The sequence below is a fragment of the Oceanobacillus caeni genome (assembly GCF_042678465.1).
In the GTDB taxonomy this organism is placed as follows: domain Bacteria; phylum Bacillota; class Bacilli; order Bacillales; family Amphibacillaceae; genus Oceanobacillus; species Oceanobacillus caeni.
The window spans coordinates 1-19,677 of sequence record NZ_JBHTKV010000028.1; the positions used below are offsets into that span (position 1 = coordinate 1).

The following is a 19,677-nucleotide window of genomic DNA, read 5'->3' on the forward strand; positions in this document are numbered from 1 at the left end:
CACTTGTTACCCACCCGCATAGCAGGTGGTTTTCTGTTTCGCACGCTGCCGCGTACTCAACGGACTAAAGTCATAACAAAAAATGAAGGTCAATGGACCTTCATTTTAATCTTGCTCATTATCTTCATTTCCATCCATGTTTATACCAACAACATGAACATTTATTTCATCCAATTCTAAAGATGTCATGTATTTTAATGATTCACGAATATTTGTTTGAATTTTTTGGGCTACCTTTGGAATGGAAACTCCAAAATTCAAAATAACATACAGGTCAATAGAAATTCCATTCTCCGTTAGTTCGACCTTTACACCTTTACTATGAGTTCTTTTACCTAAACGCTCAACAACACCTGAAGCAAAGTTTCCCCTCATTGCAAACAATTCATCTACTTCTGCAGCAGCAATCCCTGCAATGACTTCTATTACTTCTGGAGCAATCTCAATCTTCCCTAATGTTGAATCCTCATTAACATGTAATAATGGTTGTTCACTCATGATATCACTCCTAATTCGTATGTAAATACGACCCTATTTTTCTTTTTGAAGAATCGGGTTTTCTTCTAGGAAATTAGTATTGAAATCTCCCTTAACAAAGACCTCATTTTCCATAATTAAACTATGGAACGGAATGGTAGTATGAATACCTTCAACAACAAATTCATCTAATGCACGCTTCATACGTTTAATTGCTTCTTCACGTGTTGGGGCATACGCAATTAATTTCGCAATCATTGAATCATAGTAAGGTGGAATTTGGTATCCTGTATATGCTGCTGAGTCCACTCGAACACCTAAACCACCTGGTGCCAAATACATATTGATGTTACCAGCTGATGGCATAAAGTTTCTAAATGGATCCTCGGCATTTATTCTACATTCAATAGCATGTCCATTTAACTTAATATCCTCTTGCGAAATACTAAGTTTCTCGTTATCTGCTACTTTGATTTGTTCTTTAATCAAATCTACTCCGGTTACCATTTCAGTTACGGGATGTTCTACTTGTATTCTTGTATTCATTTCCATAAAGTAGAACTCATTTGATTTTCTATCAAAGATGTATTCAATGGTTCCAGCACCAACGTAGTTTACTGCTTTTGCAGCTTTCACTGATGCTTCACCCATTTTTTGTCTGATTTCTGGGGTAAGTGCTGGTGATGGACTTTCTTCCACCAATTTTTGAAGCCTACGTTGAATAGAACAGTCCCTCTCCCCTAAATGCACGACATTACCATGTTTATCAGCCAATACTTGTATTTCTACATGCCTGAAATCTTCAATAAACTTTTCTAAATAAACTCCAGGGTTACCAAAAGCTCGTTCTGCTTCTTTTTGAGTTACCCGAATACCTTTTATTAAATCTTCTTCAGATCTTGCAACACGGATTCCTTTTCCGCCGCCACCGGCTGTTGCTTTTATAATTACAGGAAACCCAATTTTATTAGCAATTTCTAATGCTTCTTCTTCACTTTCTATTATGCCGTCAGAACCAGGTACGATTGGTACATTTGCTTTCTTCATTGTATCTCTGGCGATATCTTTTATACCCATTTTTTGGATGGCTTCTGCTGAAGAACCAATAAATTCAATGTTGCAATCTGCACAAATCTCGGCAAAGTCCGCATTTTCTGCTAAAAATCCATATCCCGGATGAACGGCATCCACTTCTGTAAGAGTAGCAACACTCATAATATTTGTAAAGTTAAGGTAGCTGTCCTTACTTAATTTCGGACCTATGCAATATGCTTCATCAGCTAACTGTACATGTAATGCTTCTTTATCCGCTTCTGAATATACAGCAACTGTTTTGATCCCTAATTCTTTACATGCACGGATTATCCGAACTGCAATTTCTCCCCTATTCGCAATTAGCAGTTTTTTTATCAATTATTCCAACCCCTTACTTTGTCTTCACTTTAAATAATGGTTGTCCATATTCTACCAGTTCACCATTTTCTACTAGTACTTCCACTATTTCTCCATCGACCTCTGCTTCAATCTCATTAAATAACTTCATTGCCTCAACAATACATACAATTGTATCTTTCTGAACAGTACTTCCTTTAGAGACATAAGCATCACTATCCGGGGAAGAAGAGGCATAGAATGTACCTACCATTGGTGATACAATTTCATAATTAGCATCTGAAGATGAATCTACTTGTGGCTCTTCTTTATCTTGAACAGCTTCAACCTTTGCTGGTTCTTCCTTAACAGTAGTTACTTTTGGTTCTTCGTTTAACACTGTTACTGTTTCTTTAGGAGCCTCTGCAACAATATGTTGTTCTCCAACCAACCCATTTCCGGATTTTTTCATTGTTACACTTGTACCGTCATTTTCATACGTAAATTCACTTATGTCAGACTTATCAATAAGCTTTATTAATTCTCTAATTTCTTGTATTTTTAACATGTATAGCACCCCTTTGGAAAAAAATTTACTATTAGGTCTTAGAGCTTCCTTATCATTTTACTATTACTTTATAAAATACATCAAGGATTAAACCTTTCTTTAAAATAAATAATATTCTAAATTATTATATCAATCTTCTTTCATAAACTCTACAATTATACCCAACGAATTAGAAAACGTGGCAACCACCAAGTCGTTAGGTGGATGCCAGGGTTGTACTTATGCAGTCAAGATAGATTATTATACCTTCTCACCTACCAAAAAATCAGATGCCTTGTCTAAAGAGCATCTGATTTCTATGTTTATTCTTTATCTGATTGTTCAGTTGATTCCTTAGATGTCTCTTTAGTTGAACTCTCCGTTGATTCCTTAGTTGATTCTTTTGATGTTTCTTCAGTTGACTCCTTTGATAATTCTTGATCTGATGGTTGAGTAATAACATCTACAGGAATTTCACCGAACTCATCATAAACCATTCTCATAATATGATTTGCTTCTGTTCCAGATAGTTGTTCGTCCGCTTGAACATGAACATGTACTTTATCATTTTCGGAACGTACTAAAACATCTTGATACTCTTCAGAAGCTAAAATGGTCTCTTCTAAAATTTTCTCTTTTTTCGAAGTGTTTTCTAACTTATCGATTTCCCTTAATGCTTCATCTTTCTCCTCTACACTTGCAGAACCTGATGCAACAACATCTTCAAGTCTTGATTTAGACATACTTCTTTCGTCTTGCAATTCCATGCGAATGTTAGTAAAAAGTTCATTGCTATCTATGTTCGTCATTTCATCTACTTCTGTACCTTCGCCTTGAGCGGTTGTTACATCCTCTGTAGCCTGTTCAGCGGATTCTTTCCCATTATCAATATATGCCAAATCATCGTTATTCGGTGAAATTAAATAATACACACTTAAAACAATCATTAAACTTAACATCGTTAATAACCAAACTGTTTGTTTTTTTAACATTATTCTTCCTCCCCTTAATTAGTTTTCGGCATTACTGAAACCTTATGTGTTGGCACATCAAGTACTCTTGAAACTGCTTCAACAATCCATTTTTTTACAGTCGCATGATCAGCCCCCTTTGCCACTACAAATACTCCACTTACTTCTGGTTTTTCTGTCTTAACTAGTAAAGGAACTTCTCTATCTCCCTGACGAACGAATACAATCTGGGTTTCTTCTGTCTGATCTTCAACTTTCCTTAACCCACCATTTTTATCTGTCTCATCCGTAGTTTGTTGCCCTTTGATTATATTTTTTTCAAAAACTTGGACATTTGAAGAGGCTAGATTAACCATAACTTCTGCATCAGAAACACCTTTTATTTTATTAAGCATTTCTTCTAAATCCTCTTTAAAGCTTTTTTCTAATTCTTGAACATCAGAAGTTCGATCATTACCTTCCGAATTGGATACCTCTACATTTTTTTGCTGAGGCTGTTGTCCTATCGATTTATCCATTTCTGTTTCTTCACTTGATGTTGTCAAAATATTATTTAAAAATATAAGAAGTATACCAATCAAACCTAGAATAATAATATATCCTAATTTATTTGATACTTTTTTACTTCCATCTCCACTCTTTGGCTGGAAAAATTTCTCGAAGAATTTTTTCAAGATGCGCCTCCCTCCCAGTAGATTGTTATCTCTTTGTCAGTAAGTTCCCAAACCTTTTTTAATAATTGTTTAATTTCCTCATCATGCCTGTCCATGTCTTTTTTCTCTACTACATGATCTGTATTAATTACAACATTTTCAACTGTGTTCTGTTCTCCCTCCTCTTCCACTAAATCTTTTACATAAACAATGACTTCTTCAAGATCCTCGTAAGAATAACTATCATTAGAATTAAATTTAAATTCAATGTTCGTTATTTCCTGTTGATACTTTTCTTTCATAGGATCCTCAGCAATTTCTATTAGTTGGACAGCCATTTGTTCTAAAATATATGCATCTTGTGTGGATTGTATCTCTTTTTTTTGAAATTCTATTAAATTTTTTACAGATTCACTATCTTCACCAACATCATTAACTTGTTGAAATGACTTATTTAATGCGGTTTCCATGTCGATATTCAAAACATAAAATATTGGTTTTAATAAAATTAAAATAAGAATTAAACCGACTACTAATTTGATATACTTATTCATCGATGAGGTTGGGATTAATAAATCAATAATGGTAGCAAGAACTATAAATAATATAATTTGCGTAACCCAGTTTATTACTATATCCATCTCTACTACCCCTATCGGATTAACATAGTAAGATTGCTAGCAACAACGATAATAACGATTGCTAAAAAAAACATAATAGATATTGAAAGCAGACAAGCAAGGACAAATAGGATATAATTGCTAATCGTATTTAAAGTAGTTATGACTGGTCCATCCCCTATCGGTTGTAAAACTGCTGCAGCTATTTTATAAATAATTGCAATGGCAGCAACTTTTAAAGCAGGAAATAACACAATAAATAATACGATAATTAATCCAACGATCCCCACTGCATTTTTTAATAACAAAGAAGCACTTAAGATTGTGTCTGTTGCATCAGTAAATGTTCGACCAACTACTGGTATAAAATTACCAGTCACAAATTTTGCAGTCTTCATTGCAACACCATCTTGTATGGCACTCGCTGTTCCTTGTACGGATATAACTCCTAAAAAGATTGTTAAAAATATACCTAATACTCCCATACTGACTGTCTTAAATAAATTTGCTAAATGACTTACTTTATAATTATCACTTATGTTATTTACAATGGTGAGGATTGCCGATAAAAATAGTAAAGGTAAAATGAAAGAAGACACTAATATACTGCTAACATTGATGAGAAAAATAATAATAGGGTGAAAGAAAGATACTGAGATGATATTTCCAAATGTGGCCATTAATCCCAATATGAGAGGTAATAGCCCAATCATAAAACTACTCATCATACCTATCGCATCTTCCACGTAAGAAACAGCTACATAGAAGCTATTTAATGCTAAAAAGATTAGAACAATATATACTACAAAATATGCTATTTTACTTACAGCTGAACTTTCGAAGGCTGTGTGCATGGTCTGCAATAATATAGAAAATAAAGTAAGCAATAGCAACGTACCGAGTAGTTTACCGTTTAGAATAATTTCATAAAACAAATATTTGATTAATCCTAATAAAACTCCTTTAATCGAAAGCGAGTCTTGATTCTTGATAAATTCATATACGGTTGTTTTTTCGAGTTCTGGCACATATGTACCGTATTCTTGAACTAATTGATCCCAGTAATTTTCAACACCCTCTAAAGAGATTTCATTTAATAAAGCATTGCTAACATCCATTTGTTGCGTTTCTGCATGAACAGGTACTTGTCCAATGAAGAGAAAAATAATAGTGAATAGGCCAAATAGGGTTGCAATATAAATTTTAAATTTCATTCACTATACATTCCCCCTTCTAAACTTGGCGTTCACTAAGCTTTAGCAAATACCTTAGTATTACTAATTCATATCTTTACGGTGAGGCGATTTCTTCAGAGCCCCAGGTCTTCAAAGCAGTTTCTACACAGAAGGTAAAAAGTTCAAAATGGCTTCTACAACTGCTGTAATGATTGGAACTGCAAGTAAAATGATAAAAACCTTCCCTGCCAATTCAATGTTTTTGGCAACGGCACTTAACCCCGCTTCTTTCGTTAGATTAGCTCCGAGTTCTGCAATGTACGCTATACCGATAATTTTCAATATCGTTTCCATATACAAACCATCGATATTCGCATTTCTTCCGAGATTTTGGATTAATTCAAATATAATTAAAATCTGTTGTATTATCGCAAAAAAGATGATAATTCCAGTTATCAAAATAATAAAAAATGCAAAAGAACTATTTGTATCTTTTAAGATGAGATATAAAATACTAGCAACAACCCCGAGAAGCACAATTTGTAATATATCCATGATTACATGCTCCTAGAAAAGAAATACCGATTTTATTTGGTTAAATAAATCGGAAAGTCCATTAATCACAATAACAAGAACAATGATAAATCCTATTAACGTTGCAAACTGTGCAATTTCTTCTTTCCCCATTTGTTTTAAAATTGTATGTATTAGTGCAACAATGATTCCAATTCCTGCGATTTGAAATAAGATTTGTGCATCTGCAAACATGGATTGACTCCTTTCCGTTAAATCAGCAATAATACAATAAATAAACCAGCTAAAAATCCTAAACTTTTGGCCATTTTACTGTATTTATATTGCTCCTCTCTAGCATCTTCAAGTTCTCGTTCTAAATGGGATAGTGTTAATTGAATATGCTTTTGTTGTTGATAAAAATCATGCTGCCCTATAGTTCTTCCAAACTGGTATAAGATTTCTTTTTCATTAATAGCTAGGCTTGAATTATTGATAAGTGCATCCACTTTTTCTTTCCAGATTATATAGAAATCTATATTTTTATCTTGTAAACTCAGACCTATTTCTTCAAAAAAGAATCTTGTAGGTTCTGGAATTTGTCTCGATATATTTAAAAAGGCCTCTTTGAGTGGTAATTGACTATAAACAATTTCTGCTTCTAAAATTTGTAATGCATTTTTTAGTTGTCTTATTTGTTTTGGCCGATTAGATAATCGGTTACTCCAATCAAATCCTAACCATGTCGTTGTACTGATCAATAAAAGGGCACCAATCCAATTCATGTAATAACAAACCTCGTTTTCTGTAAAATTTCCTTTTCATTTTGGTCATAAACCTTTTTCAAAACAGATGGTTGTCCCGTTTTTTCTAAAAAGAGAAATCTTTCGAAAACCTTATGTTGAAATAGAATGTCTAGAGAAGGTCGTTTTTTTAATTCGATTAAACTTTGACCATGTATTGTACAAATAACTGTTACCCCTGTATTAATCGCTTCTATTAACGCGTTTATATCATCTGCACTACCAATTTCATCTACCACTAATACATCAGGTGACATCGAACGAATCATCATCATCATACCTTCCGCTTTCGGACATGCATCCATTACATCTGTTCTAGTCCCAAGATCAAGTTGTGGAATACCATTGATTGAAGCAGCAATTTCTGATCTTTCATCGATGACACCAACTTTTTGTGCTGGAACTTTTCCCCACCCTGATGAAATTAACCTTGTAGTATCACGAATAAGTGTTGTTTTACCGGTTTGCGGTGCACCTACAAGTAATGTGTTTAAATATTTTTCTTTAAAAATGTAAGGAATAATTGCATTAGCAACCCCAATTTTTTGCTTTGCTATTCGAATATTAAAAAAGGTGATGTATTGTAGCGCTTTTACAGAACCACCAATCGTATTGACTCTTCCGGCAATTCCTACGCGATGCCCTCCTTCAATAGTGATATATCCTTCACGTAATTCATCGGTCATACGATATAATGAAAATTCACTAAGCTGGTTTACTATATACACTCCATCGTGCTTACTTGGTTTCACATGAGTAATCCATTCTATTTGCCTATCAAAAATAAATTCAATTGGTTGAAACAATCGTATTCGAATTTCTTGAAGAAAGTCCCAGCGATTCCCAATTTTCGTCTCAATAACTTGTCTCATTTCATTTGGAAATAATCGTAAAATTTCTTCCATTTTGGACCCTCTCTTTTTTGTAGGTATATAATAAAATGTATGTTTACAACATTGAATTATGACTAATTTTCTCTATTAGCAAAAGCGCAAGCGCCCGTTTAGCGACGTACGGAGGTGAAGGAAGTCTCGCTACGGCTTTAGCGCTGGAGCTAGACGTGGCCTTCCCTATGATAAGATTTAATAAGCTAAATTTTTATATTTTCATTAATCTATTAAAAAAAGCCTTAGCATCTGCTAAGACTTTTTTTGACAGGTAGTATACAGAAGACTAACCATCAGTGGGGATTTTCCTTCTATCCCACTGATGGTTAGTCGCACTTAAAAACTTTATTAATGGTTTGCTCTAGAAACATATTTTCCGTCAGAAGTATTTATAACTAGGATATCTCCTTTATTTACAAAGAATGGTACTTGAACCACTAGACCTGTTTCTACTGTTGCAGGTTTGGAACCACCACTAGCTGTATCACCTTTAATACCTGGTTCTGTTTCGATTACTTCTAACTCTACGTTATTAGGTAAGTCAACACCAAGGATTTCGCCTTCATAACTGATGACGTTCACTTCCATGTTTTCTTTTATAAATTTTAATTGAGATTCTATTTGTTCTGAAGGAATCTCTATTTGCTCATAAGTATTCGTATTCATAAAAGCATGGGTATTTCCACTTGCATAAAGATATTGCATTTTATTGTTATCAATATGTGCTGTATCTACCTTTTCCCCACCACGGAATGTTTTTTCCTGGATGTTTCCATTTCTTAAGTTACGTAATTTTGAACGTACAAAAGCTGCACCTTTACCCGGTTTAACATGTTGGAATTCGATAACTTGTAATATATCTCCATCTACTTTAATTGTTAGGCCTGTTTTAAATTCGTTTACTGAAATCATTATGTTTTCCTCCGTTTCAAATACTAAAGTTGTATTAATTCCTTAGGTGCAAACGTCAAACGTTCATTGCCGTTTTCGGTAATGACGATATCATCTTCAATTCGACACCCACCGATATTAGCGAGATAAATACCTGGCTCTATCGTTACTACCATTCCAGGCTCAAGAACTTTGTCAGACCGTTTGGATAAGGTTGGTCCTTCATGGACTTCAAGGCCAATACCGTGCCCTGTCGAATGACCGAAATATTTTCCATATCCTTTTTCTTCGATATAATTTCTAGTTAAGTCGTCTGCTTCTTTTCCAGTCATACCCGGTTTTGTTCCTTTTACACCTTCTAAGTTTGCTTCTAAAACTGTATGATAGATATCATTCAATTGGTCAGAGATTTCACCAACAGCTACTGTTCTTGTAATGTCTGAGCAGTAACCCTCATAGATGGCGCCATAATCTAATGTTACCAATTCTCCAGATTGGATTTCCTTATTTGAAGCTACCCCATGCGGAAGGGCAGAACGATAACCAGAAGCTACAATGGTGTCGAAACTTGAAGCCGTAGCACCTTGTTTTCTCATGAAAAATTCAAGTTCATTCGATATATCTATTTCTTTCACACCAGGCTTAATGTAAGCCTGTATGTGTTCAAAAGCATCATCGGCAATTTTAGCTGCTTTCTTTAATATTTCTAGTTCTTCTGGTGTTTTAATTAGACGAATTTCCTCAATGATTCCACTTACCGGTACGAGTTCCACTTCTAAGATCTTACTATATAATTCATATTCTCCAAAAGTTACATGATCTTTTTCGAATCCAAGCCTTCTTATATTCATTTCTTTTAATTGAGTTTTTAACTCTTGTTCAATTTGTGTTTTATGCTCGATAATTTGAAACTCTTTTGCTTGTTCATTCGCTTGTTCTGTGTATCTAAAATCCGTAATAAAACGAGAATCACTTTCCGAAATAATTGCAACCCCAGCCGTACCCGTGAAGCCTGTTATATATCGTCTGTTATAAGGACTGGTTACAAGTATTCCATCTAATTTATTTTGATTTAAAGCTTTTCTTAATTTGGATAACCTTTCCATGCCCCCACCCTTTCCTAATGAAAATCATCGTTCATGAGATTACTGTTAAAATTTAACTATTTTTTAGTTTATCATAAAAATATTCATTTGAATAATGCTTTCCTTATAAAAACAACTTTAAAAACTTTTCTACAATTGTTCTACTTGGGTATCGTGATAATCATAAGAAATAGAATATCCAATAAAAGTGCCATACAAGATAAATAAACATAAAGATGTTACAATAGAATTAGTATTCAATTCAACTAGTTTTGGAATATTTGTATAGATGGGTTGTAATAAATAAAATACAATACCCCATAGGATAATTCCATATACAACACTGATCCACATCGTCTTCACTTTTTTTAATAAACCATAGTAAATTATTGCCGTGACAATGGATAAAAGTCCTATTATAATAATGGAAACAAGATCACCTAACCAACTGTCAGTCCAATCCGTTTTCAACCAGGATCTTAAAACAAATGATTTAGGTGAAACTTCCACAAAATTAAAATAATATAAAAATATAGCAATCGTACTCCATAGAATACCCCCGATAAAACCGGTTAATAATGATCTACTCAATAGAGACATTGTATTCTCAGGTTTATTATGTTCTAATTGCTTATTCTCACTCATATGAATCACCTCACAAGTATTATTACCAAATACATAAAAACCAATCATATAGACTGGTATAAATAACTAGTTATGTTCTTAAGTATTTAGTAAAATGAAATTAAACAAAGTCAAGTTTCTGCATATAATATAAGAAATTAATTATTATTGTAACAACTTGATATTTTATAATGAATATTTTTAAAAAAACAGGGGAAAATTAGTAATAAAGGATGATTTGATCAAAGTTTACATATCCTAGAATTATATCAACTGTTTTCTTTCGAATGGTTCTACACTCGCTTTCCAAAATATATTAGAAAACTTGGGGTCGCCTTTAGGTGATTGCCTTAGTTGCACTTATATAAATCTTCACGGTGGGCCGAGTAATCGGAGCCCCAGACAGGAAAGATTTTTATACTTTCCTACCTGCTAATAGGTTCGAATAAAAAAGGAGGAGATTCTGTGGTTCGGAATAAATGGTCAATACTGTTTTATGTAATTATTGGGTTAGGGGTTATTGGCATAGTTTCTCAACTTTTCACACAGCCAGGTAAGTTTGTAATGAGTATTTTAACAACTATTTTCTTTGGTTTAGTTATATTTGCAGTGATTTATTTCGTTTTTCTTAGAAAGAAAGCTCCTTCTAATGAAATGAAGAAATATAAAAAAGCTGTTCGCCAATCAAAAGCAAAATACAAAAGTGACAACGTAAGAGCAACTCAAGCCGCGAAATTAACTTCCAAAAAGCAACCAAATCCTATTAAGAAAAACCGAAGCAGACGCTCAGCGGGACATCTAAAAGTTATTGATGGAAACAAAACAAAAAGAAAAGACCGTGCTTCCTTTTAGAAGTTCGGTCTTTTGTCTATTTAGGCCAATGTTTTAAAAATTCATCGGTATAGGTTTTACCGATATCGAATAATTCTTGTTTTACTTTTATATCAATATGAAAATTCACTGTATCTACACCCTCTACTGGTATAAAAATAATATTATTTTTCTCTGATTTTGAAATATATCTTGCATCATGCGCCTGTTTCATCGTAGCGAATAGAGCTGTAAACATATCAAAAGCATTACTAATTTGCCTTGGAGTATTTTCCTTTTCAACGGAACCTGTAAACTTAATTCCTAGTACTGGTCTCGTGTCCCTTTGTTCACCGTCATTAAATAACCACATTGGAAAATTACTTAATAAGCCTCCATCCACAATAATACTTTTCTTATCTGTTTTTCCTGGCATTTTCTTCGGCATAAAAAAATAAGGAAACCCAGCGCTCATCCTTACTGCTGTTGAAACCGGAAAATGCTTAGGATGTATTCCGTAAATACGTTCTAAATCATCTGGTATAATAACTAGTTTTCCTAGGGACAAGTCACTTACGACAACTTTTAAATATCCTTCCTTAATATCATTAAACGTATAGATATTTTTTTGGGCTAATGTTTGGTATAACCAATCTTCTAATTTTTTTCCTTTATTAAGACCTAATTGGAAATATAAAAACAACCATTTACTCATTGGGATATATTTGGTTAGAGCGGGGGGATCTAAAAATTTTTTTAAATCAAGCTCTTGGGTTAATTGAATGATTTCATCTATTTTGTAATCTGAGGCGATAAGGGATGCCACAATTGCTCCTGCAGATGTTCCAGCAACACGTTCTAAATCAAATTCACTTTCCTCTAAGCTTTTTAATACGCCAGCAAATGCAAAAGCTTTAACTCCACCACCAGAAAAAACAGCATCAATTTTCATCCGTTCGCTCCTTATGCTTGTTTTCTAATACATAGAAAGGACGCATAAAACTTTATGCTACTTTTATTCTTAATCAAGAGCAAAAACTTTTAGAACCATATCTACAATTTTCTTTATTTTATTCCGTTTCATTTTGCACTTTTCTAAGTTCGTTCACTCTTACATCGTTTGACTTAAAATAACGGACTAAGTCACCAATACGATCAATGGAATTCCAACTTAAATGATGTTCAATACCTTCAACATCGTTATAAATATTTTCTTTGTCTACTCCAATTATTTCAAGAAAATCTTCTAGCAGTTCATGTCGATATACTAGACGCTCACCAATTTTTTTTCCTTTTGGGGTAAGTACAAACCCACGATACTTTTCGTAATCTAAATAGTTATCTTTGTCTAATTTCTGTACCATTTTTGTAACAGATGAAGGGTGAACAGATAATTTCTCTGCAATATCAGAAACACGAACAAAACCTTTCTTTTCCATTAGATTATAAATAATTTCTATGTAATCTTCCATACTAGGAGTTGGCATGCTATTCCCTCGCTTTTTTTAAGTTCAGGCAAAATTGTTTACTGTAAATAAGAATACATGAAATAAATATGTTAAACAAGCTTTTACTATTTGTGAATAAGTTTTATTTACTACAATATCATACCACAGAAAAGGGATTAGCTAATTAGCTAATCCCTTATAATTCTTAAAGCCCACATTTTAATTGTGCACCACAACTTGTACATGTGTTACAACCGCCTATATCTTCAACAGTTCCTTCACGACATACTGGACAAGTATTTCCTACTTCAGATCCAATCGTTACGCTTGTTTTTTCCAATTCTTGAACGGTGTCAACAAGTACAACTTTCGGTTTCTTATCTTCTTCAAATAGTTCTGTTTGTTCAAATGAATTTTCTTCTGCTTTTAAGGTTAATACTTGGCTGTCACGGCTTCCATCTACATATACCGTACCGCCTTTTGCACCGCCTCTATACAATCTTTCGTAAACACTTTCTACTTGTTCAACAGTATATCCTCTTGGAGCATTTACTGTTTTAGAGATGGAACTATCTACCCAACGCTGAATTACACATTGTGTATCAGCATGTTCTTCAGGTGATAAATCCATAGCAGTTACAAACCATTCTGGTAGTTCATTTGAATTTACTTCAGGATGCTGATCTAAATATTCTTGGACAATATCTGCTTTTACCTCAATAAACTTACCAAGTCGTCCACTTCTAAAGTAAGAAAATGAGTAGTAAGGCTCAAGTCCAGTTGACACACCAACCATTGTTCCAGTACTTCCAGTTGGCGCAACGGTAAGTAAGTGAGAGTTACGAATTCCATATTTTAAGATGTCATCACGAATATCCTTAGGCATTCTCTTCATATAACCTGTATTGATAAACGCTTGACGTAATTGTTTGGTTTCCTCTTCTGTTTTACCTACTAAGAATGGGAAGCTTCCTTTTTCTTTAGCTAATTCAACAGAAGTTCTATATGCTGTTACAGCAATTGTTTCAAAGACTTTATCAACTAATTTATTACCTTCCTCAGAACCATATGCAGATTCACAGTAAATTAATAAATCGTGAAGCCCCATAACACCTAAACCAATTCGACGTTCCCCTAATGCTTGTTTTTCATTTTCTTTTAAGAAGTATGGAGTAGCGTCAATAACATTATCTTGCATACGCACACCCGTTTTAACCGTTTGTGCTAGTTTTTCAAAGTTTACTGTTTTCGTATCTTTATTTGCCATCTCTGCAAGGTTTACAGCTGCTAAATTACAAACAGAATATGGTGCAAGAGGTTGTTCCAATTTTGTTATCCTATCGGTTTTTTATCCAATAGTTCTTACAGTTGAGTTCCTGCAAGTTCAGCATACATTTTCATTACACAAGAATATCCTCGGTTCATGATATCTTCTTCCCTTAAAATTATCTTGATAAGGTGTGTGTAATGTTGCGGTCTCGTGGATGGATTATATTCTCAGATGAGGTTCACCATCTATGCGTTGCCCCTGACTAGAGCTTTACTTCTAGCCTTCGGTTCGGATTAGCATTCTCAGCCTTCCCGCTTTATCCCGCAATTTTTTACGTGAGGCAAACTATGCTATTTTTTCACCACACGGATTTGTTGCAACTACTTGTTGTCCATAACTTTTCGCATTTGTCATTTCGTTTGCATTGTCAATAAAGAAAATACCTGGTTCTGCTGAATAGGTTGCACAAATATTAATTAACTTCCACAATTCTTTTGCTTTAATGTGACGGTATATACGAATTCCATAACCCATTTCTTCCCATTGACGAACATCGCCAACTTCATGCCATTTTTCGTTATAAGCCTTCATTTCTTCTTCCGTGTAATTCTCAACGTCTGGGAAACGAAGCTCATAATAATCATCATTTTCAACGGCATCCATAAATTCTTTTGTAATACAAACAGAAATATTAGCTCCTGTTAAAAATTCTGGATTGTGAACAGAGTACGTACCGCCTGTTCTTAATTTTTCTTCTGCTTCACGAAATACAGCATCTGAAAAACCACCCTGACCAGGAATGTTTTTGTAGTTAAGAATTCCTTGATAAAGATCTTCTTCTGTCTCTGTAAGTGGAATAAATTTCAATTTTTCTTCTGCTATTTTTTTTATTTGTTCATCTTCTGTATTTTCAATTAAATACCTAAGAATTCTAGGGTTTTGCATTTTAGAAATAATAAATTCAATAATATCAGGATGAGAATCTACCAACATTATCATTTGTGCCCCTCTGCGCGATCCACCCTGTTCTACCAAATGTGTAAGCTTGGCAATATCATCTAACCATGAAACGGAGCCAGAAGATTTCCCATTTACTCCCCTTGCCAGTGTGTTTCTCGGTCTTAAAGTAGAACCGTTTGTTCCTACTCCTCCACCTCTACTCATGATTTCCATTACTTTTTTGCGGTGATCAGAAATGCCTTCACGTGAATCTCTTACATAAGGCATAACATAACAGTTGAAGTAAGTTACTTCCGTTTCGGATCCAGCACCATATAACACCCTGCCAGCTGGAATAAAATTCAAGCTAGATAGTTCCTCATAATACTTTTGGAACCATTCTTTCCTTTTATCCTCAGATATTTCGACAGAAGATAAACCTGTCGCATTTCTCATAGCAATTTGTTCATAATAAACTTCTAAAGGCTTATCTATCGTATCTAGTGAACGTTTAACAACACCTGTTTTCATCTCTTTTTCATCATCTAAAACAGAAACATATTCCGGTTCAACCTTCACCTCAGCTGTTTTGCTTTTCCAATCAATGGACTCGATAAAACCTAAACCTCTAGCCGGGAATTTAGGGTCCGCTTTGACCGTTAGCACAACAAAGTCCCCAACTTTTAGTGTTTTCTTCGTTGTATCTTTATATGAATAACGGTCTAACATTACTAAACGGGAAACACCTTTGTGAGTAAGTTTCATATCTTTTGTTATTGGATGTACAGCACTAAACTGTTCTATGTCTTTGTTAAGCGATTCTATGTTTATTCGATTCTTTCCCTCGACAAAAGTAGTCATTGAATCTTCTCCCTTAAAAAAATTATACTACCAAGAAGGTAGTTTTTTATGATACTATTACAATACCATTGAAATGATATTAATACAATATATCGTACTTAATCCAAAAAACTAACACAATATATTGTATTTTGTAGTAAATATGTACTTTTTGTCAACTTAGAAAAACTATGAAATTTGTTAAAAAATAGAGAAAAACAATATAATTGGAAGGAAAAGTCAAAGGAATAAACTTTTTTCCTATTTGCTTTTATATATTCTATTTAAAACACTCACCCACCTATTTTTAATAGGCATTACAAATAGACATCATATAAAAAACTTTAAAAAATAGCAAATTAAACATATAATAAATACTATACATTCGAGAATAAACGGGGGAAAAAAATGAAATTATTAATTATTGCTTTATTAGTTATTCTTGCGTTTGGAATTTTTCGCTTTTACAGACAACGATCTTATCTAAAAACCTTAACAGAGGAAGAATTTATTAAAGGGTATCGTAAGGCTCAACTAATAGATGTACGTGAACCTCAAGAATTTGATCGTGGTCATATTCTAGGAGCAAGAAATATTCCAGTTACACAATTGAAACAACGATTAATTGAATTAAGAAAAGATAAACCAGTCTATCTTTATTGCCAAAGTGGTTCAAGATCCGCCAGAGCAGCACAAATCCTCCACAAAAAAGGCTATGAGGATATTTCCCAGCTTAAAGGCGGATTTAAAAAATGGACTGGAAAAATAAAAACCAAATAGTAAATACCATGAAAAAGAGGACAAAGATTCCAAACCTTTGTCCTCTTGTTTATGTTAATCCCAATCATATCTTAATATTGGTTTTCGTGCAGCAGTAGTTTCATCCACTCGTTTTACTACTGTATGATGAGGTGCTTCCAGTACTATATTAGGTGTTTCTTCTACTTCTTTGGCAATTGACAACATTGTATCAATAAATTGATCCAATGTTTCTTTCGATTCTGTTTCGGTAGGCTCAATCATCATTGCCTCTTCTATTATTAATGGAAAATATATTGTAGGTGGATGGTAACCAAAATCTAAGAGCCGCTTCGCTATATCTAAAGTCCGTACCCCTAATTTCTTTTGTTTTATACCTGATAAGACAAATTCATGCTTGCAATGTCTGTCAAATGGTAGTTCAAAAGCCTTTTTTAATTTCCTCATCATATAATTAGCATTTATCACTGCATATTCACTAACTTTCTTTAATCCTTCCGCTCCCATTGTTCTAATGTACGTGTATGCCCGAAGATTAATTCCAAAATTACCATAATATGACTTAACCTTTCCAATTGATTTCGGTCGATTATAGTCAAAAACAAAATCATTTCCTTCTTTTCTTAATACAGGTTTTGGTAAAAACGGCTCTAACTCTTTTGAAACACCCACTGGCCCTGATCCAGGTCCACCCCCACCGTGAGGTCCTGTAAACGTTTTATGAAGATTTAAGTGAACCGCATCAAATCCCATATCTCCCGGTCTAGTATAACCCATAATGGCATTCAAATTGGCACCGTCATAATATAGTTTTCCACCGGCATTGTGAATAATTTCGGCTATTTCTATAATTTCAGTTTCAAATAATCCTAATGTGTTAGGATTTGTCAACATTAAAGCAGCTGTATCATCTCCAACTACTTGTTTTAAGTGCTCTAAGTCAACTAACCCTTCTTCATTAGATTGAACGGTTATTACTTCAAGACCTGCCACTGTTACCGATGCCGGATTTGTTCCATGGGCTGAATCAGGAATAATAACTTTTGTCCGACCGTAATCCCCGTTTTGTTCATGGTATGCTTTTATCATCATTAAAGCGGTCCACTCTCCATGAGCTCCAGCTGCCGATTGTAAAGTGAACTCATACATCCCCGTGATTTCTTTTAAAGCATATTGTAAATCGTACATGATTTCCAATGCCCCTTGAACAGTTTCCAATAATTGATAGGGATGGAGATATGAAAAACCATCCAGCTTTACAATTTCTTCATTTATTTTCGGATTATATTTCATCGTACATGATCCAAGGGGATAAAATCCCGAATCCACTCCATAATTACGTGTAGATAAACCAGTATAGTGTCGAATTAATTCTAATTCATTGACCTCTGGAAGTTCAGCTAATTCTTTTCGAATATAAACAGGATTGATATCGCCTTCTATTTCCGTTTCTGGTACATCTAATTCTGGGAGACTACAACCAGTTCTTCCCTCCTGACTCCTTTCAAAAATTAATGGGTAATCTTTATTAACCATTGATATCCCCCAATTCTTTTGTAAATTGATCAATTTCTTCTTTTGTGCGAGTCTCTGTAATGGCAATCAACATATGATTTGGATAATCTGGATATTCATCCGACAAATCGTATCCACCAATTATTCCTTTTTGTAAAAGAATCCGGTTTACACATTTAACAGATTTTTTAAGTTGTATTACTATTTCATTGAAGAAAGGTGTTTTAAAAACTACTTCTATATTGTTATTTTCGAGTTGCTGCAGCATATATCTTCCTTTTTGAATATTTAGCTTTGCCATTTTATATAAACCGTGTTTCCCCAAGGAGCTTAGTGCAACAGAACTAGCTAAAGCATTTAACGCCTGATTAGAACAAATGTTGGAAGTTGCTTTTTCTCTGCGAATGTGTTGCTCCCTTGCTTGTAAAGTTAAAACAAAACCTCTTACCCCGTTCTCATCTTTCGTTTGTCCTACAAGACGACCGGGAATTTTTCTCATTAGTTTCTTAGTTGTAGCAAAATATCCGCAATGCGGTCCACCATATTGTGATTTTATACCTAATACTTGCATGTCTCCGACTACCATATCTGCCCCAAATTCACTAGGAGGAGTGAAGTAACCTAATGCAAGGGGATTACTTGAAACAATGAACATAATGTCTTTTTCTTTCTTGATTACCTTATTGATTTCCGCTAAAGGTTCTATTTGTCCAAAAAAGTTTGGATATTGAATGACAACACTTGCCGTTTCATGATCAACCATCTTTTCTAACTCTTGAAGATTTGTCCTCCCCTGTTTCTCCTCAATCTCGATAATTTCTAAGTTATGACCTTTTGCATAGGCTTTGATAATCTCCCTTGACTCTGGATGAACTAATTGGGAAACAAGGATTTTCTTTTTCTTCGTATGTGCTGCACTTAAATTAACTGCTTCTGCAAGAGCTGTACCACCATCATACATTGATGAGTTAGCAATCGGCATACCTGTAATTTCTGAAACCATCGTTTGAAATTCAAAAATAGCTTGTAACTCCCCCTGAGAAATTTCGGCTTGATAGGGAGTATAGGCAGTATAGAATTCCGATCTAGATATGACATGATCAACGACAGATGGGATAAAGTGATCATACACGCCCGCACCAAGAAATGATACATAATCCTTTAAATTTGCATTTTTTCTAGAAATATCATTTAACTCCTTGATCAATTGATATTCACTTGTTGGTTCTTTTAAATTTAAAGTCCTGTTTAATCGGATGGATTGGGGTATATCCGAAAATAATTCTTCCGCTGACTGAATCCCTATTGCTTTTAACATTTCATTTTTATCTGATTCCGTCATAGGTAAATACCGAAAATTCATTGGAATGCCTCCTTCTCCGTGAATAAAGAAGACTTCCATCAGCGGGGATTTCCTTCATCCACCCACTGATGGTTAGTCGCACTTATCGGGCTTTTATGGGCAGTTGATCTCCCTCT

At 34.1% G+C, this 19,677-nt stretch carries 20 protein-coding genes and 2 pseudogenes; 2 read left to right on the forward strand and 20 right to left on the reverse strand.

The window, feature by feature from the left end; all coding sequences use genetic code 11:
* Positions 1 to 105: 105 nt before the first annotated feature.
* From ACFQ18_RS15120 to ACFQ18_RS15185, 14 genes are all read right to left on the reverse strand, one after another.
* Positions 106 to 498, reverse strand: a complete 393-nt coding sequence (locus tag ACFQ18_RS15120; RefSeq protein ID WP_047183858.1) for an Asp23/Gls24 family envelope stress response protein — start codon at positions 496 to 498, stop codon at positions 106 to 108.
* A gap of 33 nt (positions 499 to 531) precedes the next feature.
* Positions 532 to 1,890, reverse strand: coding sequence for an acetyl-CoA carboxylase biotin carboxylase subunit (gene accC / locus ACFQ18_RS15125; RefSeq protein WP_047183857.1), 1,359 nt, complete (start codon positions 1,888 to 1,890; stop codon positions 532 to 534).
* Positions 1,891 to 1,903: 13 nt separating this feature from the next.
* Complete coding sequence (gene accB / locus ACFQ18_RS15130; RefSeq protein ID WP_047183856.1) at positions 1,904 to 2,416, reverse strand: acetyl-CoA carboxylase biotin carboxyl carrier protein; 513 nt, start codon at positions 2,414 to 2,416, stop codon at positions 1,904 to 1,906.
* A gap of 302 nt (positions 2,417 to 2,718) precedes the next feature.
* The gene (locus tag ACFQ18_RS15135; protein ID WP_204798571.1) at positions 2,719 to 3,387 is read right to left on the reverse strand and encodes a SpoIIIAH-like family protein; all 669 of its coding nucleotides are present in this window, start codon (positions 3,385 to 3,387) and stop codon (positions 2,719 to 2,721) included.
* A gap of 14 nt (positions 3,388 to 3,401) precedes the next feature.
* Positions 3,402 to 4,040, reverse strand: a complete 639-nt coding sequence (spoIIIAG, locus tag ACFQ18_RS15140) for a stage III sporulation protein AG (RefSeq protein ID WP_047183855.1) — start codon at positions 4,038 to 4,040, stop codon at positions 3,402 to 3,404.
* Positions 4,037 to 4,660: a stage III sporulation protein AF gene (gene spoIIIAF, locus ACFQ18_RS15145; protein ID WP_047183854.1), complete on the reverse strand. Its 624-nt coding sequence runs from the start codon at positions 4,658 to 4,660 to the stop codon at positions 4,037 to 4,039. The genes spoIIIAG and spoIIIAF overlap by 4 nt, the downstream gene beginning before the upstream one ends.
* A gap of 11 nt (positions 4,661 to 4,671) precedes the next feature.
* The gene (gene spoIIIAE / locus ACFQ18_RS15150; protein WP_052771613.1) at positions 4,672 to 5,853 is read right to left on the reverse strand and encodes a stage III sporulation protein AE; all 1,182 of its coding nucleotides are present in this window, start codon (positions 5,851 to 5,853) and stop codon (positions 4,672 to 4,674) included.
* Positions 5,854 to 5,976: 123 nt separating this feature from the next.
* Positions 5,977 to 6,369, reverse strand: a complete 393-nt coding sequence (gene spoIIIAD, locus ACFQ18_RS15155) for a stage III sporulation protein AD (protein WP_047183853.1) — start codon at positions 6,367 to 6,369, stop codon at positions 5,977 to 5,979.
* A gap of 12 nt (positions 6,370 to 6,381) precedes the next feature.
* Positions 6,382 to 6,582 (reverse strand): stage III sporulation protein AC, encoded by a 201-nt coding sequence (spoIIIAC, locus tag ACFQ18_RS15160; RefSeq protein ID WP_047183852.1) that lies wholly within the window; start codon positions 6,580 to 6,582, stop codon positions 6,382 to 6,384.
* A 17-nt stretch (positions 6,583 to 6,599) separates the two neighbouring features.
* Positions 6,600 to 7,112 carry a stage III sporulation protein SpoIIIAB gene (gene spoIIIAB / locus ACFQ18_RS15165; protein WP_047183851.1) on the reverse strand — a complete coding sequence of 171 codons (513 nt, stop codon included), beginning with the start codon at positions 7,110 to 7,112 and terminating at the stop codon, positions 6,600 to 6,602.
* Positions 7,109 to 8,035, reverse strand: coding sequence for a stage III sporulation protein AA (gene spoIIIAA, locus ACFQ18_RS15170; RefSeq protein WP_047183850.1), 927 nt, complete (start codon positions 8,033 to 8,035; stop codon positions 7,109 to 7,111). Before spoIIIAA ends, spoIIIAB begins: the two co-directional genes overlap by 4 nt.
* A 330-nt stretch (positions 8,036 to 8,365) precedes the next feature.
* Positions 8,366 to 8,929, reverse strand: coding sequence for an elongation factor P (efp, locus tag ACFQ18_RS15175; protein WP_047183849.1), 564 nt, complete (start codon positions 8,927 to 8,929; stop codon positions 8,366 to 8,368).
* A 23-nt stretch (positions 8,930 to 8,952) separates the two neighbouring features.
* Entirely contained in the window at positions 8,953 to 10,014 is a 1,062-nt protein-coding gene (locus ACFQ18_RS15180; RefSeq protein WP_047183848.1) for a M24 family metallopeptidase, read from the reverse strand.
* A 129-nt stretch (positions 10,015 to 10,143) separates the two neighbouring features.
* Positions 10,144 to 10,638, reverse strand: a complete 495-nt coding sequence (locus tag ACFQ18_RS15185; protein ID WP_047183847.1) for a YqhR family membrane protein — start codon at positions 10,636 to 10,638, stop codon at positions 10,144 to 10,146.
* A 444-nt stretch (positions 10,639 to 11,082) separates the two neighbouring features.
* On the opposite strand from ACFQ18_RS15185, the gene ACFQ18_RS15190 reads away from it, so the two are divergent.
* Positions 11,083 to 11,469, forward strand: coding sequence for an SA1362 family protein (locus ACFQ18_RS15190; protein ID WP_047183846.1), 387 nt, complete (start codon positions 11,083 to 11,085; stop codon positions 11,467 to 11,469).
* Between the two features lie 16 nt (positions 11,470 to 11,485).
* Here ACFQ18_RS15190 and ACFQ18_RS15195 read toward each other — a convergent pair whose 3' ends face one another.
* The 4 genes and pseudogenes from ACFQ18_RS15195 to ACFQ18_RS15210 form a co-directional block, all read right to left on the reverse strand.
* A complete protein-coding gene (locus ACFQ18_RS15195) occupies positions 11,486 to 12,379 on the reverse strand; it encodes a patatin-like phospholipase family protein (RefSeq protein WP_047183845.1) in 894 nt (297 codons plus the stop codon).
* 118 nt (positions 12,380 to 12,497) lie between these two features.
* Positions 12,498 to 12,914, reverse strand: a complete 417-nt coding sequence (mntR, locus tag ACFQ18_RS15200; protein WP_047183844.1) for a transcriptional regulator MntR — start codon at positions 12,912 to 12,914, stop codon at positions 12,498 to 12,500.
* Between the two features lie 166 nt (positions 12,915 to 13,080).
* Positions 13,081 to 14,199, reverse strand: a pseudogene (locus tag ACFQ18_RS15205) (vitamin B12-dependent ribonucleotide reductase); the annotation flags it as partial.
* 306 nt (positions 14,200 to 14,505) lie between these two features.
* Positions 14,506 to 15,945 (reverse strand): annotated as a pseudogene (locus ACFQ18_RS15210) (vitamin B12-dependent ribonucleotide reductase); the annotation flags it as partial.
* Positions 15,946 to 16,332: 387 nt separating this feature from the next.
* On the opposite strand from ACFQ18_RS15210, the gene ACFQ18_RS15215 reads away from it, so the two are divergent.
* The gene (locus ACFQ18_RS15215) at positions 16,333 to 16,704 is read left to right on the forward strand and encodes a rhodanese-like domain-containing protein (protein ID WP_047183843.1); all 372 of its coding nucleotides are present in this window, start codon (positions 16,333 to 16,335) and stop codon (positions 16,702 to 16,704) included.
* Positions 16,705 to 16,758: 54 nt separating this feature from the next.
* On the opposite strand, the gene gcvPB is transcribed toward ACFQ18_RS15215, so the two are convergent.
* Together gcvPB and gcvPA are read right to left on the reverse strand one after the other, a co-directional pair.
* Positions 16,759 to 18,219 (reverse strand): aminomethyl-transferring glycine dehydrogenase subunit GcvPB, encoded by a 1,461-nt coding sequence (gcvPB, locus tag ACFQ18_RS15220; RefSeq protein WP_204798573.1) that lies wholly within the window; start codon positions 18,217 to 18,219, stop codon positions 16,759 to 16,761.
* Positions 18,212 to 19,561, reverse strand: a complete 1,350-nt coding sequence (gene gcvPA, locus ACFQ18_RS15225) for an aminomethyl-transferring glycine dehydrogenase subunit GcvPA (protein WP_204798574.1) — start codon at positions 19,559 to 19,561, stop codon at positions 18,212 to 18,214. The genes gcvPB and gcvPA overlap by 8 nt, the downstream gene beginning before the upstream one ends.
* Between the last annotated feature and the right edge of the window lie 116 nt (positions 19,562 to 19,677).